This is a genomic window from Sphingopyxis sp. SE2, assembly GCF_032227185.1.
Lineage (GTDB): Bacteria > Pseudomonadota > Alphaproteobacteria > Sphingomonadales > Sphingomonadaceae > Sphingopyxis.
The window spans coordinates 702,533-726,086 of sequence record NZ_JAPMXW010000001.1 but is presented as its reverse complement, the minus strand read 5'-3'; the positions used below and the strand labels follow the sequence as shown (position 1 = coordinate 726,086).

At 65.1% G+C, this 23,554-nt stretch carries 25 protein-coding genes; 18 read left to right on the top strand and 7 right to left on the bottom strand.

The window, feature by feature from the left end:
* The first annotated feature begins 181 nt into the window (after positions 1-181).
* Positions 182-2,503 carry a glycosyltransferase family 4 protein gene (locus OVY29_RS03280; protein WP_313910898.1) on the top strand — a complete coding sequence of 774 codons (2,322 nt, stop codon included), beginning with the start codon at positions 182-184 and terminating at the stop codon, positions 2,501-2,503.
* 57 nt (positions 2,504-2,560) lie between these two features.
* On the top strand, positions 2,561-3,385 hold the full coding sequence (locus OVY29_RS03275) for a Crp/Fnr family transcriptional regulator (RefSeq protein ID WP_313910897.1): 825 nt from the start codon (positions 2,561-2,563) through the stop codon (positions 3,383-3,385).
* Between the two features lies 1 nt (position 3,386).
* Here the strand turns inward: OVY29_RS03275 and OVY29_RS03270 are convergent, their stop codons facing one another.
* On the bottom strand, positions 3,387-4,067 hold the full coding sequence (locus OVY29_RS03270) for a Crp/Fnr family transcriptional regulator (RefSeq protein ID WP_313910896.1): 681 nt from the start codon (positions 4,065-4,067) through the stop codon (positions 3,387-3,389).
* Positions 4,068-4,254: 187 nt separating this feature from the next.
* Here OVY29_RS03270 and OVY29_RS03265 point away from each other — a divergent pair, with 187 nt between their 5' ends.
* The 5 genes from OVY29_RS03265 (at position 4,255) to OVY29_RS03245 (ending at position 9,168) form a co-directional block, all read left to right on the top strand.
* Complete coding sequence (locus OVY29_RS03265) at positions 4,255-4,659, top strand: DUF6766 family protein (protein ID WP_313910895.1); 405 nt, start codon at positions 4,255-4,257, stop codon at positions 4,657-4,659.
* A gap of 114 nt (positions 4,660-4,773) precedes the next feature.
* Positions 4,774-5,322, top strand: a complete 549-nt coding sequence (locus OVY29_RS03260) for a DUF892 family protein (protein WP_313910894.1) — start codon at positions 4,774-4,776, stop codon at positions 5,320-5,322.
* 189 nt (positions 5,323-5,511) lie between these two features.
* Complete coding sequence (locus OVY29_RS03255) at positions 5,512-7,020, top strand: MFS transporter (RefSeq protein ID WP_313910893.1); 1,509 nt, start codon at positions 5,512-5,514, stop codon at positions 7,018-7,020.
* Between the two features lie 103 nt (positions 7,021-7,123).
* Positions 7,124-7,642: a hypothetical protein gene (locus tag OVY29_RS03250; RefSeq protein WP_313910892.1), complete on the top strand. Its 519-nt coding sequence runs from the start codon at positions 7,124-7,126 to the stop codon at positions 7,640-7,642.
* Positions 7,639-9,168 carry an FAD-dependent oxidoreductase gene (locus OVY29_RS03245; protein WP_313910891.1) on the top strand — a complete coding sequence of 510 codons (1,530 nt, stop codon included), beginning with the start codon at positions 7,639-7,641 and terminating at the stop codon, positions 9,166-9,168. The genes OVY29_RS03250 and OVY29_RS03245 overlap by 4 nt, the downstream gene beginning before the upstream one ends.
* Here OVY29_RS03245 and OVY29_RS03240 read toward each other — a convergent pair.
* Together OVY29_RS03240 and OVY29_RS03235 are read right to left on the bottom strand one after the other, a co-directional pair.
* Complete coding sequence (locus OVY29_RS03240; protein WP_313910890.1) at positions 9,162-9,572, bottom strand: low affinity iron permease family protein; 411 nt, start codon at positions 9,570-9,572, stop codon at positions 9,162-9,164. The two genes, OVY29_RS03245 and OVY29_RS03240, sit on opposite strands and share 7 nt — an antisense overlap.
* Before the next feature lie 6 nt (positions 9,573-9,578).
* On the bottom strand, positions 9,579-9,758 hold the full coding sequence (locus tag OVY29_RS03235) for a DUF3606 domain-containing protein (protein ID WP_313910889.1): 180 nt from the start codon (positions 9,756-9,758) through the stop codon (positions 9,579-9,581).
* Positions 9,759-9,975: 217 nt separating this feature from the next.
* Between OVY29_RS03235 and OVY29_RS03230 the strand changes: the two genes are divergently transcribed.
* From OVY29_RS03230 to OVY29_RS03220, 3 genes are all read left to right on the top strand, one after another.
* Positions 9,976-12,198: a hypothetical protein gene (locus OVY29_RS03230; RefSeq protein WP_313910888.1), complete on the top strand. Its 2,223-nt coding sequence runs from the start codon at positions 9,976-9,978 to the stop codon at positions 12,196-12,198.
* Between the two features lie 85 nt (positions 12,199-12,283).
* A complete protein-coding gene (locus OVY29_RS03225; RefSeq protein WP_313910887.1) occupies positions 12,284-13,264 on the top strand; it encodes a manganese catalase family protein in 981 nt (326 codons plus the stop codon).
* Positions 13,261-14,046, top strand: coding sequence for a ZIP family metal transporter (locus OVY29_RS03220; protein WP_313910886.1), 786 nt, complete (start codon positions 13,261-13,263; stop codon positions 14,044-14,046). The genes OVY29_RS03225 and OVY29_RS03220 overlap by 4 nt, the downstream gene beginning before the upstream one ends.
* A 134-nt stretch (positions 14,047-14,180) precedes the next feature.
* On the opposite strand, the gene OVY29_RS03215 is transcribed toward OVY29_RS03220, so the two are convergent.
* Positions 14,181-14,510 (bottom strand): hypothetical protein, encoded by a 330-nt coding sequence (locus OVY29_RS03215; RefSeq protein WP_313910885.1) that lies wholly within the window; start codon positions 14,508-14,510, stop codon positions 14,181-14,183.
* A gap of 200 nt (positions 14,511-14,710) precedes the next feature.
* On the opposite strand from OVY29_RS03215, the gene OVY29_RS03210 reads away from it, so the two are divergent.
* From OVY29_RS03210 to dinB, 5 genes are all read left to right on the top strand, one after another.
* Positions 14,711-15,463 carry a DUF72 domain-containing protein gene (locus OVY29_RS03210; protein ID WP_313910884.1) on the top strand — a complete coding sequence of 251 codons (753 nt, stop codon included), beginning with the start codon at positions 14,711-14,713 and terminating at the stop codon, positions 15,461-15,463.
* Entirely contained in the window at positions 15,460-16,020 is a 561-nt protein-coding gene (locus tag OVY29_RS03205) for an alpha-ketoglutarate-dependent dioxygenase AlkB (RefSeq protein WP_313910883.1), read from the top strand. The genes OVY29_RS03210 and OVY29_RS03205 overlap by 4 nt, the downstream gene beginning before the upstream one ends.
* A complete protein-coding gene (xth, locus tag OVY29_RS03200) occupies positions 16,017-16,829 on the top strand; it encodes an exodeoxyribonuclease III (protein ID WP_313910882.1) in 813 nt (270 codons plus the stop codon). The genes OVY29_RS03205 and xth overlap by 4 nt, the downstream gene beginning before the upstream one ends.
* Positions 16,823-17,257 carry a GFA family protein gene (locus OVY29_RS03195; RefSeq protein ID WP_313910881.1) on the top strand — a complete coding sequence of 145 codons (435 nt, stop codon included), beginning with the start codon at positions 16,823-16,825 and terminating at the stop codon, positions 17,255-17,257. Before xth ends, OVY29_RS03195 begins: the two co-directional genes overlap by 7 nt.
* 95 nt (positions 17,258-17,352) lie before the next feature.
* Positions 17,353-18,465, top strand: a complete 1,113-nt coding sequence (dinB, locus tag OVY29_RS03190; protein WP_313910880.1) for a DNA polymerase IV — start codon at positions 17,353-17,355, stop codon at positions 18,463-18,465.
* On the opposite strand, the gene OVY29_RS03185 is transcribed toward dinB, so the two are convergent.
* A complete protein-coding gene (locus OVY29_RS03185; protein ID WP_313910879.1) occupies positions 18,458-18,916 on the bottom strand; it encodes a hypothetical protein in 459 nt (152 codons plus the stop codon). The genes dinB and OVY29_RS03185 overlap by 8 nt on opposite strands.
* A 56-nt stretch (positions 18,917-18,972) precedes the next feature.
* Entirely contained in the window at positions 18,973-20,565 is a 1,593-nt protein-coding gene (locus tag OVY29_RS03180) for a peptide chain release factor 3 (RefSeq protein ID WP_313910878.1), read from the bottom strand.
* Between the two features lie 77 nt (positions 20,566-20,642).
* Here OVY29_RS03180 and OVY29_RS03175 point away from each other — a divergent pair, with 77 nt between their 5' ends.
* A complete protein-coding gene (locus tag OVY29_RS03175; RefSeq protein WP_313910877.1) occupies positions 20,643-21,290 on the top strand; it encodes a hypothetical protein in 648 nt (215 codons plus the stop codon).
* A 191-nt stretch (positions 21,291-21,481) separates the two neighbouring features.
* Positions 21,482-22,285, top strand: coding sequence for an enoyl-CoA hydratase-related protein (locus OVY29_RS03170; RefSeq protein WP_313910876.1), 804 nt, complete (start codon positions 21,482-21,484; stop codon positions 22,283-22,285).
* An 88-nt stretch (positions 22,286-22,373) separates the two neighbouring features.
* On the opposite strand, the gene OVY29_RS03165 is transcribed toward OVY29_RS03170, so the two are convergent.
* Positions 22,374-22,976, bottom strand: a complete 603-nt coding sequence (locus tag OVY29_RS03165; RefSeq protein ID WP_313910875.1) for an HD domain-containing protein — start codon at positions 22,974-22,976, stop codon at positions 22,374-22,376.
* 248 nt (positions 22,977-23,224) lie between these two features.
* Between OVY29_RS03165 and OVY29_RS03160 the strand changes: the two genes are divergently transcribed.
* The gene (locus OVY29_RS03160; protein WP_313910874.1) at positions 23,225-23,551 is read left to right on the top strand and encodes a hypothetical protein; all 327 of its coding nucleotides are present in this window, start codon (positions 23,225-23,227) and stop codon (positions 23,549-23,551) included.
* Positions 23,552-23,554 lie beyond the last annotated feature (3 nt).

Genomic DNA, 23,554 nt, shown 5'->3' with positions numbered 1-23,554 from the left:
GCCGATTTCGCAACCTAGGTTAACCCTGGATGAATTTTGAGCTGCTGGACACGCGCGGCGGGCAACTCGCGCCATCGGTCCGCGTTGGCAAGACTAAGTGAAGATCAGATTTTCGGCTCCAACCGGTCGCGCGGGGCACCCGTGCGAGCAAGCGGACGTGCACGTAACTAAAGGATCGACGATGAAGCACGACAGCGAAGACCGGTTTTTCTTCCAGCTTTCCGAAGAAGATATCCCTCCCCCTCCCGCCGAAACCCAGACGCCCCCTCAAGCGCGGCGTCTGGCGCTGATCGGCTGCTTCCGCCCTCGCCAATGCGGCATCGCGACGTTCACCGCCGACAGCTTCGATCATCTTCGCACCGCTACGCCCGGCCTTGCCATCGACATTTATGCGATGCGCGGCCGCGCCGGCGACGCCGACGACCCCGATGTGCGGCTGGCGATCGACGAGCAGGACGCCGCCAACTATCGCGCCGCCGCCGAGGCCATCAACGAAAGCGGAGCGGACGCGGTCTGGTTGCAGCACGAGTTCGGCATTTTCGGCGGCCCGGCCGGCGACATGATCCTCGAGCTCGTCGAACGGATCGCGGCGCCGCTGATCGTCACGCTTCACACGGTGCTGGAAGAACCCGGCGCCGACCAGCGGGCCGTGATGGCGCGGCTAGTCGCTCGCGCGTCGAAGCTGGTCGTGATGAGCGAATTCGGGCGCGGAGCGCTGATGGACATTTATGGCGCCGAGGCCGCCCAGATCGAAGTCATCGAGCATGGCACGCCCGATCGTCCGTTCGTCCCGCGGTCGCCGCTACGCGATACGCTGAAGATCGGCGACCGGCCGATATTGTCGACGTTCGGGCTGATCGGGCCAGGCAAGGGACTGGAAACCGCCATCCGCGCGCTGCCCGCGATCGCCGCCCAATATCCCGACATCCTCTACCGCATCGTCGGCGCGACGCATCCCAATCTGATCGCCGCCGAGGGCGAAGCGTATCGCGACAGCCTGAAAGCGCTGGCCGAGGAGCTTGGCGTTACCGGAAATATCGCATGGGACAACCGTTTCCTCGGCAGCGGCGACCTGCTCGACCAGATCGAGCTTTGCGACATCTACCTCGCGCCCTATCCCAATCTTCAGCAGATCACCTCGGGCACGCTGGCTTATGCGGTTGCGCTCGGCCGCGCGGTCGTTTCGACGCCGTTCGTCCACGCCCGCGAACTTCTCCAGAGCGATGTCGGCATCCTCCTGCCCGGCTGCGACAGCAACGCGATCGCCGAAGCGGTGCTGCTGCTTCTCGCCGTCCCCGAGGAACGACGTGCGCTGCAACAGCGGGCCTATGCGCGGGGCCGGCAGACCACTTGGAGCGTCGTCGCCGACCGCTTCGCCGCGCTCATTTCAGAGACGATCGCTCGGACTTCGGCCGTCCCGGCGACGCGCCGCGGACCGGCGCTCGCCGGACTGTGGGCGATGTGCGACGACGTCGGCATCCTCCAGCACGGCATCGAGATCGTGCCCGACCGCAATCACGGCTATTGCATCGACGATAATGCCCGCGCGCTGATGTTCGTGCACGGTCTGCGCGTCGGCGGCGGCGAAGCCGAGCAGCGGATGCTGACCTTTGCGAGCTTCGTTCAGCATGCGTGGAACCCCGAGCACGGCTGCTTTCGCAATTTCATGGGTTATGACCGCCGCTGGCTCGAAGAGGCGGGCTCAGAGGACAGCAACGGGCGCACGCTGTGGGCGCTCGGGCACAGCGCGGCCAAGGCGCACGACGCCAATTTCCGCCGCTGGGCCGCCGGATGGTTCGAGCGCGCCGCCCCGATGGCGCAGAAATTCAAGAGCCCGCGCGCCATCGCCTTCGCACTGCTGGGCGCCGATCATCTGCTCGAAAGCGATCCCGGGAACGCCGCGGCGCGCGCGATCGTCGAGCGCGGCGCTGCCTTCCTTTCCGCACTCTGGAAAAGTGCCCGCCGCGCCGACTGGGACTGGTTCGAGACCGGGCTCGCCTATGACAATGCCCGGCTGGCCGAAGCATTGATCCGCGCCGGCCGCCGCCTCCCCTCGCTTCCGCACGAAGAGGCGGGGCTCGCCGCGCTCGACTGGCTGTGCGCCAAGCAGACCGCGGCCGCCGGGCATTTCCGGCCGATGGGATCGGAAGGTTTCGGGCGCCAGGGCGAATATCTGCCTTTCGATCAGCAACCGATCGAGGCGTGGGCGACGGTCGCCGCATGCGCGACGGCCTTTGCCTTCAGCGGTCTGTCCGTCTGGCGCGCGCGCGCCGAGATCGCGTGGCGCTGGTTTCTCGGCGACAATGATCGCGGCCTCGCGCTCGGCGATGTCCGGAGCGGACGCTGCCTCGACGGCCTTACGCCGCGCGGCGTCAACCTCAACTGCGGCGCCGAGTCGATCCTTGCCTTTCATCTGGCCCATCAGGCGATGACCGAAACCTTTTGGGTCGCCGGCACGGCACCGCTTCTTCGAACAGCGAAAGCTCCGGCCCTTGCCGTTTGAGGCAAACATCACGGCCCGGGACGCCATGCGGACCCGCTTCGCGCGGAGGAGAGGCCCATGCCTTTTTTCGAGCTGCTGAACGGGCTGGCGCCGCCCGCCGAGCGCATGCGGTGGGAAGCCAGCCTCGTCCGCCATGCGCGCGATTATGCGCGAAACGACGATCTCGTCCGCGAGGGCGCCGTTCCGGAAAAGCTGCATGTCGTGCTGGCCGGCTGGGCGCAGCGCTACAAGCAGCTTGAAGACGGGCGGCGGCAAATTCTCGGCTTCATCCTGCCCGGCGAAGTCTGCAACCTCGATCTCTTCACGCTGCTGCGCACCGATCATTCGATCGGAGCCGTTCGCACGGTGACCGTCGCCGAAATCGACCGGGACGAGATCGAACGGCTCCTGGTCGATTGTCCCCATCTCGCCCAAATACTCTGCCTCGGCGAAATCATCGCCAAATCGCGGCAGCATGAGTGGGTCCTGAGCCTCGGCCAGCGCGTCGCGATCGAGCGGGTGGCGCATCTTTTGTGCGAGATTTTCGAACGCGAACGCCTGCGCGGCCGGGTTCGGGGACAAAAATGCGACTTTCCGCCTACGCAAGCGCAGATCGCCGAAGCGGTCGGCCTGACGCCCGTGCATGTCAACCGGATGCTCCACGAGCTGCGCCGCGGCCAATGCGTCGAGATCGCCAACCGGCGACTGTTCGTTCCCGATTTCGAGGCGCTGGCGCGGGTCGCCGCCTTCGACGCGCGCTATCTGCACGGCGGTGAAGCCGAACAGCTTCTCGCGCGGGCGTCGGCGCTTTTCGACAAGAAGGTGACCGCCCCTGCCCGCTCCCTGCCGCTCGGTGCGCCGAACCGCCGCCTCCGAGCGATCGGCAGCCGCCTCGCGCGCTGATTCAGGCGCAGGCCAGATAACCGCTTTCGAACGACGAGGCGCGGGCGAGCGCCGGAAAGTCGAGGATCGACAGCTTGCGGCCGTGAACGTGGGCGAGTTGCTCGCGTCTGAGGCCGCGCAGCGTCCGGCAGACATGGACCGCCGTCATCCCGGTAAAATCGGCGAGGTGCTGCTGCGACAGGGGAAATTCGCAGCGCCAATCGGCGGCGCGGCCGGCGCGGTCGAGGCGGAGGTAAAGTTCGAGGATCAGCTGCCCCAATCGCTCGCGCGCCGACTTGCAGCCGAGCGTCACCATCCATTCGGCCTGCGCCTCGAGCCGTGACAGCGACTCGCTCGCGACGCGGCGCGAAAATTCGGCATCGCGGCCGAAGCGCAACTCGGCGGCCTCGCGGTCCAGCGCCACCGCGCGCAGCGGGGTGAGCGCCAGCACCGAATGCCCCGCCTCGCCCGACAGAAGCCAGCTGCTATCGCACACGTCGCCGGGGGTGTAGAATTGCGAAATATGCCGACGTCCGTCGCGCAAGATCCGGTAGCGCGCCGCCCAGCCCTCATGGATCAAAAACAGCGAATGCGGCCGCTCGCCGCGGCGAACGATATATTGACTGCGCCGGAGGCGGACGGGTTCGCCATCGCGGGCGATGAGATCGGAAAGCGATTGCAACAGGTCGGCATCGGCGGACATTGGGTGATCCTTCGTCCCCCCAGATGTTCGTTGATGGCAGGCTGAAGCCCCCGGCGCACTATACCAGGTTTGCATAATAATCATAATGGCAGCGCTATTTTACCCCGAACTTGATTTCGATCAGTAAAAGGGTTTCGGCATTTCTGTCTCCCGCGCGTTGTCCCGCTGCACCTTGAGGAGACTTCCCATGAAACGTTATGCCTATGCCTGGATCACGGGCCTCTTCTTTTTCGTTTCAATCGTCGGCCACTGGATTTTCGGCCGGTTTGCCTATGTGGACGAGACGCAGCAGCACGGAAGCACGCCCGAGGTCACTTCCTATCTGATCGAGATGGGCCGCGATACGCTCGAAAACTGGCAATCGGAATTCCTCCAGCTGTTGTGGCAGGTCGTCGGCCTCGCCTATTTTCTCTACGTCGGCTCGCCTTCGTCGAAGGAAAATGACGACCGGCTCGAGGCCAAGGTCGACGAACTCATCCGCATCACGGGCAGCGATCGCGCAGACGCGCTGATCGAGGAGATCGACCGTCGCTATCTGCGCAAGGCGGGCCATGCGAAGCCGCACGGGCATGAGAATCTCGGTTACGAATGATGATCGCCGCGCCTTCGGACATGAAAGCTTTAACCTGCGTCAAAGACCGAGTGATCGCCGGAACGATGGGACGCCATGCGCCTTCCTTCAGGTAAATCACGAAGGAGCAAAATCATGGACACGACGACTCAGCGGATCGACGAATGGCTGCGCGATGCGCATGCGGCCGAAGCGCAGGCCGCGACGATGATGCGCGGCACCGCCAGCCGCAACGACGACTATCCCGAATTCAGCCGCCGCCTCAACGAACAGGCCGGGCTTTGCGACAATCACGCCCGCGCGATCGACCAATGCCTCGCCGATCGCGGATCGAGCACCTCGCTCGTCAAGGATGCGACCGGCCAGGCAACCGCATGGGGCCAGAGCCTCAGCGGGCTCGTCGTCAGCGACGAGGTCGTCAAGGCGGCGCTCGCGACCACGACCTTCGCCCGCATGCTCGCCAGTTCGGGCCGGGTTCTCGCAGCCGGTGCCGGCGAGGAAGGTCAGACCGAGACCGAGCGGCTCTGCGGCGCGATGGCCGATGAGAACGAACGCTTTGCGGACGATCTCGAGGCGATGCTGCCGTCGCTGACCGCGCAATATCTCGCCCGCGAGACGAGCGGCACCAGCGAGAACGGCGCCATGGCCGAACCCAACCGTCCGCAGGCGCCCACGGTCGCCTGAGCCGGGCGGCGGTTTGAGTAAGGGGCCCACGCCTCTCCTCCTCGGGGATCGTCCCTCTTCCCCCCTCGGGGGCGATCCCCACCTTTTCAGGTGGTCGAGGCCGGGCGCGGCCGCGAAAAGCCGGAACGCCTGCGCCTTCATATGCGTCGATGCGCCGACTTTTGAAGGTCCGCAGGAGAAACCGTACAGATGTTATCCCCACAGGCGACGATCGAGCCCGCAGAGCTCGAAACCGGGCTCAAGCGCCTCGTCGTCGAAGCCTTATTCTCCAACACCACCGCCGCGCTGACCACGGGCGTCGTTCTGACCGCCTTCGCGCTGCACCTCGGCGCCAACAATGCGACGATCGGCCTGCTCGCCGCCATCCCCTTCCTCACCCAGCTCGCGCAGATACCCGCCATCGCATTGGTCGAGCGGGTCCGCGAGCGAAAGCGCATCGCAGTGCTTTCGAGCGCCTTCGGACGGACGATGCTCGGCGTGATGGCGCTCGCGCCCTTCGCGGGGGCGCTGGGACTGCCGATCATGATCGTCGCGACGATCATCCTCTGCGCGATGGGCGCGATCGGCGGCTGCGCGTGGAACAGCTGGATTCGCGACCTCGCGCCCGAAGACCGGATGGGCCGCATTTTCGCGCGGCGAACCGTCTATGCGACGGTCACGACGCTCGTTGCCGGCATCGCCGCGGCGGTCGCGCTCGAAGCGACGCCCGAGGGCGGCGGCGCGCGCGACTGGAGCTTCGCGGCGCTTTACGCGGTCGGCTGCATCGCCGGGCTGATCAGCGCCTGGATCGTCGCGCGGCTCCCCGAGCCACAGCTTCCCGCCCCGCCCGCCAAGGCGATCGGCCTGATCGAGCGATTGCGCTCGCCCTTTCGCGACCACAATTTCGCGCGGCTGATCGTCTTTCTCGGCACCTGGCAATTCGCGGTCAATTTCGCGACACCCTTCTTCACTGTCTATCTGGTGCGCCAACTGGGCTATGACATGACGATCGTCATGGGGTTGTCGATCGCCAGCCAATTGGCCAATGCGCTCGCGCTTCAAAGCTGGGGGGCGCTCGCCGACCGCTTCGCCAACAAGTCGGTGCTGCTGGTGGCGGCGCCCGCCTATATCCTCTGCATCGCCGCGATGGCGGGCGCGTCGCAGATCGACCACACAGACTTTCGCCTCGCCTGGCTCGGCGCGCTGCATATCTTGATGGGCGCGGCGGTGGCGGGCGTGACGCTCGCGACGGCGAACATCGCGCTCAAGCTGTCGCCGCGCGGCGAGGCGGCCTCCTATCTCGCGGCGAGTGCGGTGGTGACCGCCGTCGCGGCGGGAAGCGCGCCGATCCTCGGCGGCGCGCTCGCCGATTTTTTCGCGGTCCGCCAGCTCGAACTCGTCGGGCGCTGGATGAGCCCCGATGGCGTCTTCACCTATCTATCGCTCAACCTCAGCAATTGGGGCTTCTATTTCCTGCTGTCGGCGCTGCTCGGCGTCTATGCGCTCCACCGTCTTGGCCATGTCCACGAAACCGGCGAAGTGAGCCGCGAGGAGGCGCTGCGCCATCTGGCCAAGGAAACGCGCGGATCGATCCATAATTTGTCGACGGTGACCGGGCTCAAGGCGCTGACCGACTTCCCCGCCGGGCTGGCGCGCGAAATCCGCGTCCGGCAACGCTTCTTCCGGATGCGGACGAACGCCGCGACGGCGGCGAAATGACTAACCTGCGTCAATATTAGCGCGCGCCGGAGGAACGGGTCCAAGTCGCGATCCCTTTGAAACTCGGCACGCATCACCCATCCGGCAAGGACATATCCGTTCCATGACCACCCGCCTCACCACCCGTCTGCTGCTCGGCGCGATCGCCGGGGTCGCGGGGACGGTCGCGATGACCGCCGCGATGAACCGGCTGCATCCCCGCCTGCCCCGATCCGACCAATATCCGCTGCCGCCGCGCGAGATCACCAAGCGCATCGTTGGGATCGAGGACGACGACGACATCAAGGACGCCGCCACCGCCGCGCACCATGGCTATGGCGCTGTCACGGGCGCGCTGCTCGCCGCCGCGCAGCCCGCGATGACCGCGCGCTTGGGCAGCGGCGCGGGCGTCGCCGTGTGGGCAGCAAGCTATTTCGGCTGGATCCCGGCGATGGGCCTGCTCAGCCCCGCGCACCGCCATCCGCCCGCGCGCAACGCGCTGATGATCACGGCGCATCTCGTGTGGGGCGCGGTCACCGCCGCCAGCTACCGCGAACTGGTCACCGCCCGCCGCACCGTATTTCGCGACGGCCCGGTCGCCGATGCACCGGATCAGCTTCCATCGACAGGAGACGATCAATGAACGCACGCGACGAACGAAGCCGGTCGTGCTGGATGGACGTGACAATCGACGATGATGGGCCGCTCACCGGCGATGCGACGGCCGATGTGGTGATCGTCGGAACCGGCATCGCGGGCCTGTCGACCGCCTATGAACTGGCGGGGCTGGGGCAGCAGGTCCTGCTGATCGACCGCGGCGCGATCGGCGGCGGGATGACCGCGCGCACCACCGCGCACCTCGCCTCGGCGCTCGACGATTATTATTCCGAACTCGCCGCCATCCACGGCGAAGACGCGGCGCGCCGCTATTACGAAAGCCAGGTCGGCGCCATCGACCGGATCGAAGCGATCTGCCAGGCCGACGTCGCCGACGCCGATTTCGCCCGCGTCGACGGCTATCTTTTCGCGGCGCGCCCCGAGGATGTCGCCGATATCGAGGCCGAGCACGACATGTGCTGCACGCTCGGCATCGCCGCCGAATGGGCCGACCGCGCGCCGATCACGGGCCGCGACACCGGCCGCGCGCTGCGCTTCGCGGGTCAGGGCCGCGTCCACCCGATGCGCTATCTCGCCGGCCTCGCCCGCGCGGTGCGCCGCGCCGGCGGGCGCATCCACCGCGACACCGCCTATGTCGCCGACCGCGAAAATGTCGAGGGAGTCGAGATCGAGACCGGCACCGGGCATGTCATCCGCGCCAAGGCGGCGGTCTTCGCCACCAATTCGCCGGTCAACGACCGCATCGCCATCCACACCAAGCAGCTTCCGATGCGCACCTATGCGATCGCGGGCCCAGTCCCCGCCCGCTCGGTTCCCGATGCGCTGCTCTGGGACAGCCTCGAAGCCTATCATTATGTCCGGCTCCAGCCGCTCGACGAGGAAGCAGACCTGCTGATCGTCGGCGGCGAGGACCATCGGAGCGGCACGGCGAAGAACATGGAAGCGCGCATCGCCGCGCTGGTCGACTGGACGTGCGAACGTTTTCCCGCCTTTGCCAAGCCGACCTATCGCTGGTCCGGACAGGTGCTCGAACCGATGGACTTCATGCCGTTCAGCGGCCGCAATCCCGGCAACCGGCGCATCTTCATCCACAGCGGCGATTCCGGACAAGGCATCACCAACGGCGTCGCCGGCGCGCTGACCATCGCGCCGCTCATCGCCGATATGCCGACGCGTTATGCCGAACTGTTCGATCCTGGCCGCAAGCCCTTCACCGCGCGCCCGTCACTCGCCAATTTCATCGAGGGGCAGGTCGGTGCGGTCAAAAATTTCGCCGAATATGCGACCCCCGGCGAAATCGCTTCCGAAGAAGAGCTGGAGCCCGGATGCGGCGCGATCCTGCGCGACGGCGCGCGCAAGCTCGCCGTCTATCGCCGCGCCGACGGCGCCGTGTCGCGCCGGTCGGCGGTCTGCACCCACGCGGGCTGCATCGTCCACTGGAACCCGCTCGAACTATGCTGGGACTGCCCATGCCACGGGTCGCAGTTCGGCGCCGAGGGCGAAGTGCTCAACGGTCCCGCGGTGTGCCCGCTGGCGGCGGCCGATCAATAGCGGTCGAGCAGCCGCTCGACTGTCGGCGTCACGGTGCTCGCCTTGCCGCCTCCGTTCTGGATATCATTTTCGAGCGCTTCGCGGATCGCTTCGATCTGATCGTCGGTCAGATGTTCGATTCCGACGAATTCCTCGCGCGCATTGTCGAGCGCACGGAGTATTTCGTCGAGCTTCGCCTGCATTGCGGCGCCGTCGCGATTTTGGCTGTTCTGGATCAGGAAGACCGCAAGAAAGGTCATCACGGTGGTGGCGGTGTTGACGATCAGTTGCCAGGTATCGGAATAGGACAACAGTGGCCCGCTCGCCGCCCAGAGGACGACGAACAGGACCGAGATGATGAAGGCCAGCGGCCGGCCCAGGACGCGCGCGCTTTTCGACGCGACCCTTGTGAAAAATTTGTCCACGGGCGGTCAGCCGAGCTTCAGATATTCGCGCACCTTCCCGGCCGAATTGCCGACGGCATCGACCGCCTCGCGAAGTTGCGCCTCGCTGACGCCCAGCGCCTCGGTCCAGTCGCGGATTTCATAATCTTCGCTGAGGCTTATGCGGTCCCGATCCGGTGCGCCGACATGCTTCTTGTCATCTGCCATCGTCATTCTCCTCGGAGCGTCCTTCGACCCGGTCGAGCAATTCAACGAAAGTCCGAAGCCATGGTTGCGGCCCGGCGCAAGCACGCCCGATTTGTTTCGTTAACCTGTGTCAACGCCCCGCGCCCGGGGCGCGTCGCGCGAGTGGGCCAAGGGAACGAGCGCTCGCCGCAGGCGTCGTCAAAAGACCGCCGCTTGCGACCCTTTCGAAAGGCACCTCATGGCAACGAAGTCCGATTGCAATCAGGACCCGCCCGTCACGCCGACGCTTCTCGCGCTCGGCGAAGCGCTCGGCTCCAACGGAAAGCGTCTCGACCTCTTCGAAACCGGCGATCTCTCGATCGAATTGAGGACCGGAAGCGACGCGCTTTGGGCGGTGATCCGGCGAGCGGGCAAAGGCGGTCTCGCGATACGCGCGGCGACGATTGCCGGAGACGCGCGCACCGACCGGCTCACCGCCGAACCGGGGGAGACCGCACGGATCAAGGCGGTGAGTGCGCTTGGCGCGCATAGCGTCATTTTGCAAGGCCGCACCATCGCGCTGACCTCGATTCGCATCCTGACGAGTTTCACCCCCTCCGCCGCGACCGCGCTGTCTTTCGTTCCGCGCGACCTCTACCCACTCGGCCCCGGCGACGATCCGCTCCGCGCCGAGGGAAAGATCGAGGCGTCGCAGCGCAGGCTCAACGCCGGCCTGCTCTATTTCCAGATCGAGCGGCCCGCCTTCGGCAACATCTTCTATCTCCAGAATCTGACCGCGCTCGGCGACTATTTCCGCGCGACCGACACCAAGCCCGACGCGGTCGTCGGCGGGATATGGCCCGAAATCGGTTTCCTGCTGCCGACTCCGTCGCAGCGCGGGCGGCCCGATCCGAAGCCGCTCGCGGCCGGCGAGGAGGTCATCCTGTCGGATGCGATCCTCGTACTGCGTCCCGACCTTCCGAGCGACGAGCGCGACAGCGCGCGCCATTTCCTTCAGATGCTCGGCGCCGCCTATCAGACGCTCGACCTGCCGCCGGTCGAATATCGCGACTGGATGGCGCGCGCCAAGCGGACGCTCCGCGATCTGGACAAGGCGCCCGAAGCGACGATCCGCCATTATGGGCATCGCTATATCCACCCCTATACCGCCGCCGAATATCCCGATGCGATGGTCCAGATGTCGATCGTCGCGGCGCTGCACGACTGGGGCGTCTGGCAGGGTGCGGCCCATCCGCTCGAAGCCGAATTCCTCGCGGGAATGGGACGCTTCTACGACCCCAAGCTGAAGACGCTTCGCCGCTATCTCCCCAATGTCGGCGACGACAAAAATGCCGACGCGGTCGACAGCTGGTATCTCTATCACCCGCTGCTCAACCTTGGAAAGCTCGCGCTCGCCGGAAACGGCCGGGCGAAGCAGCTGTTCCTGAAATCGATCGATTACGGCATCCGCGCGGCGCATCATTTCGAGTATAAATGGCCCGTCCAATATGACGTCACCGACTTCTCGGTGATCACTGAAACCGCGGAGGCCGACGGGCGCGGACAGACCGATGTCGGCGGCGTCTATGCCTGGGTGATGCTGCAAGCGTTCGAGCTTACCGACAACAAGCGTTTCCTAGACGAAGCGCGCGCCGCGATCGACGCCGCGATCGGGCTCGGCTTCGCGATCAACTATCAGGCGAACCTGACCGCTTGGGGCGCCGCGGCGTGCATGCGGCTGTGGCGGATCACCGACCGCGACGTCTATCTCGAACAAAGCTACGTCTATCTCGCGAGCTTCTTCCACAATTGCGAGATATGGGAAAGCCGCCTCGGCCACGCGGTGCACTATCATAATTTCATGGGCGCAACCTGCCTGCAGGATGCGCCCTACATGGCGATCTACGAATGTTTCGACAGCTTTTCGGCATTCGAACATTATCTGGGCGACAGCGGCCCCGACCTCGAACCGGCGGCGCGGATGCTGATCTCCGAATATTGCAAATATACGCTGCATCGCGCGATCCATTATTATCCCGACGAACTGCCGCCCGAGGCGATCGCCGACGAGCAGCGCGAGAATAACGGCCATGTCGACCGCAAGCTCTCTTTCCCGCTCGAGGATCTCTACCCCGACGGCCAGCCGGCAGGACAGGTCGGACAGGAAATCTATGGCGCCGGCGCCGCCTTCATCTTCGCGACGCGCGCCTTTCACGAGGTCGAGGATGCGCCCTTCCTGCTTTACTGCGACCATTTCATCCGCGCGATCGAGCTGACCGACGCGCGCATGCTCGTCGTCACGCTGGGCGGCGGCGAAGCCTGTACCGCGCTGCTCAGCCTTGTCCGGCGGAAACGGCGCAAGCTGACGGCGACGCGCGCGATGGCGATCGACGGCGACGGCATCCGGCCGCGCGCCGAAAGCCCCGACCGGATCGACTATCATGTCCCTGCGAACGACCGCGTCATCCTCAACTGGGACTGACCGGCGCTTTCCTTAACCTGAGGCAAGCGCAGGAACATGGCCATGGTGTCGGGCGCTCTCCTTCTGTTCCAAAGGAGACCCCATCATGTTCATGCACAACAAACGCCTGCAATATACCGTCCGCGTGGCCGAGCCCAATCCGGCGCTGGCATCGCTCCTCCTCGAACAGTTCGGCGGCCCCGACGGCGAGCTTGCCGCGGCGATGCGCTATTTCACCCAGGGGCTCGCCGAGGACGATCCCGGCCGCAAGGATATGCTGCTCGACATCGCGACCGAGGAACTCAGCCATCTCGAGGTGATCGGCTCGATCGTCGCGATGCTCAACAAGGGCGTGAAGTCCGAACTCTCCGAAGCCGCGCTCGAAGAGGCCGATCTCTACATGTCGCTCAACGCCGGCGGCAACAGCCACACTCAGTCCTTGCTCTATGGCGGCGGGCCGTCGCTGACCAACAGCTCGGGCGTGCCCTGGTCCGCCGCCTATATCGACAGCCGCGGCGACCCGACCTGCGACCTCCGCTCGAATATCGCCGCCGAAAGCCGCGCCAAGATCATCTATGAACGGTTGATCAACATTACCGACGATCCGGGGATCAAGGATGCGCTCGGCTTTCTGATGACGCGCGAAGTCGCACACCAGAAGAGCTTCGAAAAGGCGCTCTATTCGATCACCGACAATTTCCCCTCGGGCAAGCTGCCGGGGCTCGCGGCCTATGCCGACATGTATGTCAACACGTCGCAGGGCGAAGGGGACGCGACCGGCCCGTGGAACGAAGGCGAGCAATGGGAGCGGCTCGATGATGTCGCCGCCAACCTTCCCCTTGATGGCGGCGACGGTACGCCCACCGTCGAAATCAGTGGCGCGCAGATGAAAGCCTATGAAACGATGATGGCGCGGCTTCAGTCGCGCCCCGACGTGAACCCGACGACGGGCGCCGATCTGGGCGCCGGGCCGGGCGCCGGCAGGACGAGCGACGAAGATATGGGCGGCGCCGCCGACATGGCGGAAGCTAAGGCCATGGGCAGGGCCCAGGCCGAAGCGATCGTCGCCACCAAAACCCCCGGATGATCGCCGACTCGATCGTCCTCACCGGCTTCGTCGCCAGCCTCCTCGCGGGCTTGGCGACCGTCGTCGGCGCGCTGCCGATCCTGTCGATCGGGCGTCCGACCGAAGCGCAGCAGAATCTGATGCTCGGTTTCGCGGCGGGCGTCATGCTCGCCGCTTCCTTCTTCTCGCTGATCATCCCCGGCATCGAGCAGGCCGAGGCGCAGGGCGCCAGCCGCTGGGTCGCATCGGCGACCGTCGTCGTCGCCATATTGATCGGCGGGGCGTTCCTCGCGCAGCTCAACGCCATCGTCCCGCCGCTCGACCGTCTCGGCCTTGGTCCCGAAGCGATCGCTGACGTGCGCTTGCGGCGCATCTGGCTGTTCGTCGCCGCGATCACCTTGCACAACTTCCCCGAGGGGCTGGCCGTCGGCGTCAGCTTCGGCGGCGGCGACATGGCCGCCGGCACCGCGACTGCGCTCGGCATCGGGTTGCAGAATATGCCCGAAGGACTCGCGGTCGCGGGCTCGCTCGCCAGCCTCGGCTATTCGCGGCGCACCGCGATCGGCGCGGCGCTCGCCTCGGGCATGGTCGAACCGGTTGCGGGGCTGTTCGGCGCTGCGGTCGTTTCGATAGCGTTGCCGCTCCTGCCTTGGGGCCTCGGCTTCGCCGCGGGCGCGATGATCTGGGTCGTCGCGTCGGAAATCATTCCCGATACGCACAGCCGGGTCGATGGCCGCAAGGCGACGACGGGGCTGATGGTCGGCCTCGTCGCGATGCTCTTCCTCGACACGACGCTCGGCTGAGGCACAGGACGGAACGCCCCGGGGCGGCGGGCTTGCCAGAAGACTGCGGCCCGGGGCGTTCCTCGCCTGCTTTCAGGGGAGGGCTGGTGCAGGCGTGGGTGCGAGGGGCGGCCTGGACGCAGCCGCTCGACACTCTATTGGCCCGGGGGTGGGGTGGTGCCGGTCTGTTCGCCGGTGGTCGAGCTCATGGTGTCGGGACCGCTGCCGCGTTGCGGATCGGTCGTGCCGTCGGAGCCGGTTGGGGGCGAGCCATCGGTCGGGCCCGTCATGCTGACGTCGGCAGCCGGTCCGGTCATAGCGCCGGAATTGTTGTTGTCGGTGTTCGACGACATGTCGGGCGCTGTCATCGCGCCATCGTCGGCAGGCACGGTGGCGCTTTCGGACTGGCTCGTCCCGTCGTTTGGCGAGCTACAGGCGGCCAGCAGAAAGACGGCGGGAAATATCGGCAAGGAAAGACGCGACATGGGACATCTCCATCATGGACTGTCCCCAGCTGACGCCAGACAGGTCCGGATGTTCCACCGGCGTTTGATGGAATGGCCTGAAAATTGACGCAGGATAGGAAATCGGCGCCCCGGCAAAGGATACCGAGGCCACGACGGGAATGATTATGCAGCAAAGACCCGGCCCGCGCGTTGCTCTGCATGATCCCATGACCAAAAATATGTCCCTCTCCCGCGTCCATATCGGCTGTTCCGGCTGGAACTATCGCGACTGGCGCGGCGCCTTCTATCCCGAAGACCTGCCGGCGAAACGTTGGTTCGCCTTTTATGCCGAACAATTCGACACGGTGGAGATCAACAACAGCTTCTATCGCCTGCCCAAGCCCGAAACCTTCGACGCGTGGCGCGAGCAGGCGCGCGCCGGTTTCTGCTATGCTGTCAAGGCCAACCGCTTCATCACGCAGGCGAAGAAGCTCAAGGATTGTGAAGAGCCGCTCGCGCGCATGATCGCGCCGACCCGCCACCTGCGACCGGTGCTCGGGCCGATCCTCTATCAATTGCCTCCATCTCTGCACCTGAACCTCGACCGGCTCGAAGCCTTTCTGAAGCTGTTGCCCGATGACCTGTTGCACGTCTTCGAATTTCGCGACACCAGCTGGTATATCGACGCGACGCTCGACCTGCTCGACCGTTTCGGCGCCGGCTTCGTCACGCATGATTTCCCCAAAAAAGCTTCGCCCCGCTGGGTTTCGGGCGGCATCGTCTATATCCGCTTCCACGGCGGCACCGGCAAATATGTCGGCCGCTATTCCGAAAAGCGGCTGCAGGACTGGACCGGCTGGATCGCGGAGCAAGCCCGCGCAGGACGGTCGGTCTGGGCCTATTTCAACAACGATACCGAGGCGGCCGCGATCGACGACGCACTGACGTTGAAGGCGATGATCCGCCAGATTCTGCCGGGGGTCGCGCATTGACCGGGCAGCCGAACCTATTCGGCCCCTTGCTTCCGCCGGGGCTTGCCTATGCCGAGGACGCGATCGGGCTTGGGGAAGAAGAACGCCTAATCCACCATATCGGCCAAACCGACCTCGCGCCCTTCCGCTTCCAGCAGTGGACGGGCAAGCGCCGGACGCGCTCCTTCGGCTGGACCTATGATTTCACCACCGGCCGCTTCGCCCCGGCCGATCCCATCCCCGCGTGGCTGACCGGGTGCCGCGAGCGGGCCGCACAGTTCGCCGGCATCGCGGGCGAACAGCTCGTCCAGGCGCTCCTCATCGCCTATGCGCCGGGCGCCGGGATCGGCTGGCACCGCGACCGTCCGGTCTTCGACCATGTGATCGGCCTGTCGCTCGGCGCACCCGCAACGCTGCGCCTGCGCCGCCGCGCCGGCCCCAAGTTCGAGCGCGCGGCGCTCCCACTCGCGCCGCGTTCGATCTATCATCTTACGGGCGAAGTCCGGCACGAATGGGAGCATAGCATCGCGCCGATGGAAACCGCGCGCTGGTCGATCACCTTCCGGAGCCTGCGGTGAAGATCGCGACTTATAATGTGAACGGCATCAACGGCCGCTTGCCTGTGCTGCTCAAATGGCTCGCGCTCGCGCAGCCCGACATCGTCTGCCTCCAGGAACTCAAGGCGCCGCAAGAGAAATTTCCGGAAACCCCGATCCGCGACGCGGGCTACGACGTCATCTGGCACGGCCAGAGCCGCTGGAACGGCGTCGCGATGCTCAGCCGCATCGGCGAACTCCACGAAACGCGCCGCGGCCTTCCCGGCGATCCGCGCGACGAACAAAGCCGCTATATCGAGGCGGCGGTCGGCGGCATCCTCGTCGCCGGTCTCTATCTGCCCAATGGCAACCCGTGGCCGGGCCCCAAATATGATTACAAGCTCCAATGGATGGCGCGTCTCGACACGCATCTCGAAACGCTGTTCGACCTGAAAGCGCCCGTCGTGGCGTGCGGCGATTATAACGTCATCCCGACCGACCTCGATGTCTACAAGCCCGAAAATTGGAAGGATGACGCGCTGTTTTCGCCCGAGGCCCGCGCCGCCTTTCAGGGCATCCTCGACCAAGGCTGGACCGACGCGATCCGCCATCTCCATCCCGATGAGCGCATCTACAGCTTCTGGGATTATTGGCGCCGCTCGTATGAGCGCAACGCGGGCATCCGCATCGACCATCTGCTGCTCAACAAGGCCGCCGCCAAACGCCTGAAGGCGGCGGGAGTCGACACGCGGCCGCGCGGCTGGGAAAAGAGTAGCGACCATGCGCCCGCATGGATCGAACTGGCGGACGAAAGGCCGAAGGGCAAAACCGAAAGGACGCGACGATGTTGACGGGCAGTTGTGCATGCGGGACGATCCGCTACCGGATCGACGCCGAACCCTATGACACCGGCTGGTGCCATTGCCGGATCTGCCAGCGGGTGTCGGGATCGGGCGGCATGGTGTTCACCACGGCGGCACTCCGTCACTTCCATATCGAACAGGGCGAGGAGCGTCTGGGGAAATTCGCATCGACGCCGTTCGGCGAACGCGGCTATTGCCGCGACTGCGGCTCGCCGCTCACCATCCATGTCCGGCATCAGCCCGGCGAAATCGACATCGCCGCGGCCTCGCTCGACGATCCTGACGCGATCGCCCCGGCTTTTCACCTTTACGCGGACTTGGCCCCCAAATGGGCGATTCCGATCGACGGACTGCCCCGATATGCTGCGCTGCGTCCGACAACTCGCGGTCTCGCGCCCGGCCAGACCGAGGCTTGAGCGGCGATTTTGCAGCGACGCAAATTCTCCGTTTGTTCTTCTTCTCGCTGGCGCTGCGCGCGATCCTCGGCTAATCTCGACCCAGAGGTAAGCGATTGTCCGTGGATCCCGATACGACGCCGGTGGGCCGCAAGATCATCCATGTCGACATGGATGCCTTCTACGCTTCGGTCGAACAGCGCGACGACCCGGGCTTGCGTGGAAAACCCGTCGCGGTCGGCGGCTCATCGCGGCGCGGGGTGGTCGCAGCAGCAAGCTATGAGGCGCGCAAGTTCGGCGTCCGCTCGGCGATGCCGAGCGTCACCGCGAAGCGCCAGTGTCCCGCCCTTATCTTCGTGCCGCCGCGCTTCGAGGTCTATCGCGACATTTCGCACCAGATCCGCGCGATCTTCCGCGACTACGCCGACGAGGTCGAGCCGCTGTCGCTCGACGAGGCCTATCTCGACGTCAGCGCTGACAAGGCGGGGCTGGGCAGCGCGACCGCGGCGGCGAAGTTGATCCGTCAGCGCATTCGCGCCGAAACCGGCCTCACGGCTTCCGCCGGCGTTTCCTATAACAAGTTTATCGCCAAGCTCGCGTCGGACCAAAACAAGCCCGATGGCCTCACCATCATCCCTCCGGGCAAGGGCGCCGCCTTCGTCCAGACGCTGTCGATCCGCCGCTTTCACGGCATCGGTCCGGTGACCGCGGCGAAGATGGAAGGGCTCGGCATCTTCTCGGGCGCCGATCTCGCCGCCAAAGATCCGATGTGGCTCGCCGAGAATTTCGGCAATAGCGCCGAATGGCTCTATAATCTAGCGCGCGGAATCGACCATCGCCGCGTCAAGTCGAACCGGCCGCTGAAGTCCTTGGGCGGCGAGCGCACCTTCTTCAACGACCTGATCACCGACACCGAAATCCGCGAGGCGCTCGCGCATGTCTGCACCGTCGTCTGGGACCGCGCCGCGAAGAAGGGCGCGCGCGGGCGTACGGTGACGCTCAAGCTCCGCTACGCCGATTTCCGCACGATCACGCGCGCCAGATCGGTCACCGCACCCATCCTCGACGGCAATTCGCTGCTCGCCGTGGGCGAGGCGATCCTGGCCCCCCTGCTTCCTACCGAACAGGGCATCCGCTTGCTCGGCGTGACGCTGAGCAAGTTCGAAGGCGAAGAGGATGAAGACGAAGAGGGCGCCGCGCCGCCCGCCGACCTGCTCAGCCTTATCTAACCGCCAGCCCCGGCGCATGACGCCGCAGCGCCGCCTGCATTTTCGGCGACAGCGTCTTGAAATCGCAGCGGATCAGCGGCTCGTCGGAGACCTGCATCTCTTCGCGGAACGGCGCGCCGACGCGGTAGAGGGCGCGGTCGGTCCCCGCCGATTTCACCCGGAAATAACCCGCGCCGTCGTAGCCGCCGAACTGCATCTGGGTAAAGCCGTCATCGACCGCGCGCGTTTGCGTGATCGGCTCGAGTTCGGCGGCCGGTCCCATATTGCCGCCCGGCCCGTAATAATAGAGGGCGCCCCAGCGTTTGCCGTCAAAGACGTAACCGTGATGAACGGTCGCGCATTTCTCGGTGTCGTTCGTCCAGAAGCCGCTGTCGATCGGCATCGCAATCGTCTGTGCTGCCGCCGGTACGCTGCTCGCCATCGCCGCAAGCGCCAAAATCCATGTGCGCATCGATACCCCCACAATCATCGAGCCGGCAGCCATGGTGAAGCAGATGCGCGGTTCGATCAACCCGCGTCGGCGAACACGCGCTCCTTCGTCGCTGTAAAGCGGATCGACGGGTTGCGCTGGGTCACATAGCCGACCTCCCACGCGTCCTTCGCCATGAACACCGGCGCGCCGTCGCGGTCGGTCGCCGCGGCGCCGCGATTGTCGGCCTGGAACGCCTTCAGCGCCGCGGCATCGTCGCTCGCGATCCAGCGCGCGGTGTCCCACGGCGACTGCTCGAGCTTCGCCTCGACCTTATATTCGGCCTCCAATCGGCTGATCAGCACGTCCAATTGCAGCTGCCCGACGACACCGACGATCATGTTCGCGCCGATTTCGGGATAGAAGACCTGGATGATCCCCTCCTCGGCCATGTCGTCGAGCGCTTTCCTCAGCTGCTTGGTCTTGGTCGGATCGACCAGCGCGACGCGGCGCAGGATTTCGGGCGCGAAATTCGGCAGCCCGGTGATCATGATGTCGCTGCGTTCGGACAGCGTGTCGCCGACGCGCAGCGTGCCGTGGTTCGGAATGCCAATGATGTCGCCGGGGAAGGCCTCTTCGGCCATCTCGCGATCCTGCGCGAGGAAAAGCATCGGGCGGCTGATCGCGATCGCCTTGCCCGTGCCGCCCTGCATCAGCCGCATCCCGCGCTCGAACTTGCCCGAGCAGAGGCGCATGAAGGCGATGCGGTCGCGGTGCGCGGGGTTCATATTGGCCTGCACCTTGAATACGAAGCCGGTGACGGCATCGTCATCGGGCCGGACCGGCGCGGGTTCGGCGGGCTGCGGCTGCGGCCCGGGCGCGTGGCTCGCAAGCCCCGCGAGCAGGTCGACGACGCCGAATTCCTTGAGCGCCGAACCGAAAAAGACCGGGGTCAGGTCGCCATTGCGGTAGGCCGCACCGTCGAAGGGCGCGTAGCAGGCCGATGCCAGCTCGGTCTCTTCCTTGAGCAAGGCGAGCGCCGGCGCGCTGAGCTTCGCGGCAAGTCGCGGGTCTTCGAGACCCTCGACCACGATCCGGTCGCCCTCATACATGCGCGACGCGTCGCCGCCGGGCACCATCAGCGCCGGGTCGACGAGGTCGTAAATACCCTCGAACTGCCCGCCCATGCCCGCCGGCCAGTTCATCGGGCAGACATCGAGCGCGAGCCGGTCGGCAACCTCGTCGAGCAGCTCGAACGGCGTCTGCCCCTCACGGTCGACCTTATTGATAAAGGTAATGATCGGCACCGAACGCAGGCGGCATACCTCGAACAGCTTCAGCGTCTGGGGTTCGATGCCCTTCGCGGCGTCGATCACCATCACCGCGCTGTCGACCGCCGTGAGCGTGCGATAGGTGTCTTCGCTGAAATCCTCGTGCCCCGGGGTGTCGAGCAGGTTGAAGATCAGCCCCGCATGTTCGAAGGTCATCACCGACGAGGTCACCGAAATCCCGCGCTGCTGCTCGATCTTCATCCAGTCGGAGCGGGCGCGCCGGGCGGCGCCGCGCGCCTTGACCTCGCCCGCGATATGAATCGCGCCGCCCGCGACGAGCAATTTCTCGGTCAGCGTCGTCTTGCCCGCGTCGGGATGCGAGATGATGGCGAAGGTACGGCGATCGGGGTGCTTGGACATGGCGCGGGCGCCTAGCAGGTGGCGCGAGATGTGGAAAGGGGCTGGCGCCGGGCTCGCGGCGGACGCATGATCGCGCCATGCGAACCCTGCTCCTCGCCGCCGCCCTGCTCGCTGCGCCCGCCATTCCCGCCGCCGCACAGGAATCGCCATGGGTAGGCGAGTATGGCCTCGCCGAAGGGCCCGATGTCGGCGGCGGCCTCCTCATCCGGAACGACGGTCGCTTTCAATATATGCTCGCTGCGGGCGCGCTCGACGAACGCGCCGAGGGCCGGTGGGAGATCCGCGGCGAGGCCATCTGCCTCACCACCGATCCCAAGCCGGTGCCGCCGGCGATGGAGAAGGGTCAGCTGATCGAGGTCGAGGGCGCCGTCCCCACGCTGCTCGTCACCTGGCCGGACGGCGAAGGCGTACCCGGAGTCGATTTCACGATCGGCTTCGACAGCGGCGATCCTACCGAGGATTATACCCAATATTATGGCTGGACGATGCCCGACGACGACAAGCGCATACCGCGCTGGGTCGAGCTGCGCGAGCCGATCTATGGCATCACCGCGCCGCGCTACGAGCTCACCGAAGCCGACGGCGGCAAGCTGCACGTGATCATCGTGCCCAATGATATCGGTGTGGTCGATTTCGACGGCGCGTGCGCGGAGAAGACCGAGCGCGGCCTGACGCTCCACCGCGCTGAGGGCGATATGCGGTTCGCGCGGCTGGGCGGAGAATGAGATCGGCTTTTGGGTGGGGAGCTGCCGTTGCGGCAATTTAGCCCCTCCCCTGAAGGGGAGGGGCCTTCTTCTCTCAATGGCAGCAACCGGTCGAAACCCATCATCCCCCTTCCCCCTTGCACTCCCCTTCCAAATACGTCACATCTTTACGTGAACGTAAAGGTAAAGTACCCGCGAGAGGATTCTTCCCCATGACCGATGTTCCCAGCTTCGACACGATCAAGTTCGACGTCGCCGACCATGTCGCGACGATCACCCTCAATCGCCCCGACCGGCTCAATTCGATGCCGCCCGCGATGGCCGACGACATTCGCACGGCGCTCGATTACCTACCCATTCTACGCGCGCGCGCGCTGCTGATCACCGGCGAGGGACGCGGTTTCTGTTCGGGTGCGGACCTTGCGGGCGACCGCAGCGGGTCAGCGGTCGGCGGCGGCGCCAACAGCCGCAAGGCGCTGCGCAACCATTATAACCCGATGCTGCTGGCGCTCGCCAATGTCGAGGTTCCGGTGGTCGTCGCGGTCAACGGTCCTGCGGCGGGGGTCGGGTGCAGCTTCGGCCTGTCGGGCGATTTCACGATCGCGGGCAAGAGCGCCTATTTCCTGCAGGCGTTCGTCAACATCGGGCTGGTTCCCGACGGCGGTTCGTCGTGGTTGCTGCCGCGCCTGATCGGCCTGCCGCGCGCGACGCAGATGATGATGCTGGGCGAAAAGATCGGCGCCGAACAGGCCGCCGACTGGGGCCTGATCTATAAATGCGTCGAGGACGCCGAGCTGATGGCCGAGGCGAAGGCGCTCGCGGCGCGGCTCGCGAACGGCCCGACGGTGTCGCTCGGCACGATGCGCCGTGTGCTGCGCGAAGGATTGTCGCAAAGCTATTCGGAAACGCTCGATGCCGAAGCCAAGGGACAGTATATCGCGGGCAACAGCGCCGACGCGATGGAAGGCATCATGGCATTCCAGCAGAAGCGCAAGACCGCGTTCAAGGGTCGATAAGTAAGCGTCGCCCCCGCGAAGGCGGGGGCCGCTGGCCGCCTCGCGCCTACCGATAGCGGACCCCGCCTTCGCGGGAGCGACGGCAGATCTACTCCGCCGCTTCCTCGACCATCACCTTCTTGTAGATGCTCGTGCGCGGATAGGAGCAAAGCCGCATCACCATCGGCTCGAAAAATTCGAGGGACTCGCTAGCATAATCGGGATCGAAGGCCGGCGCGTCGTACTTCTCGCAGAATTCGGCGCACGCGGCATAATAGGGATGATCGCGGAACTGGTCGCGCATGTCGCGGTCGAGCCCGAGATAGTGGAAGAAATAATGGCCCTGGAAGATGCCGTGATGCTGGACGATCCAGAGATTTTCTTCTGACAGAAAGGGTTTGAGGATCGCCGCCGCGACGTCGGGATGGTTGAACGCGCCGAGGGTGTCGCCGATGTCGTGGAGCAAAGCCATCACGACATATTCCTCGTCGCGGCCATCCCGGTGCGCGCGCGTCGCGGTCTGCAGGCAATGTTCGAGCCGGTCGACCGGAAAGCCGCCATAATCGCCGCCGAGCAGCTTCAGATGTTCGAGGATGCGCTTGCCATTGTTTGGCGCGAACTCCTTCTGCTCGCGCGCGATAATGTCCCAATCCTCCTGCGTCCCGTCGATCATCGAGCGGAATGTGGCGTGATCGTGCGTCATGTCGTTCATGGCAGCCTCTCCCTTATCTCGCAGTTTGATGGATTCGGTCGCCGGGCGCAACACCAGCGTCAACAACAAACGCAAAAAAGAAACTCACCTATATGGTTATTATTATTGACATTATGAACCTTTTGTTCTATATATGTTCTCTTACGGGGGGGGGGGCGAGACGATTTGATGAGCTGAGAGATATGCGTGAGCTATCGAATGCCCTACCCCCTTCGCCATGTAAATTCTTAATAATGAAAGAGAAATAAATGACGCAAGAGGTTATCATCGAAACAATCATACTTTCGCCATTTCCTCAGATGATTAACGGTGAAGAATACACCGCTTTCATCGTGCTCGCCAAAACTAAAAACGAGGACGGAAGTGTAAATCCTAGATATGAAGAGATCGGCCAGATCGGCCCCGATACGACCGGCCAAGTCAGCTGGGTCGATGACGGAAGTATCACGATCTACGACGACTTCAATTCTCTAGAGGTTACCTCCCTATCGGATTACGTTGCGGAGCTGCTAGAACGGTATTGGATGGAAGGCGGTGGAGGCTTCGAAACCCCACCCAATGTGGGCGAAGGTTAATAC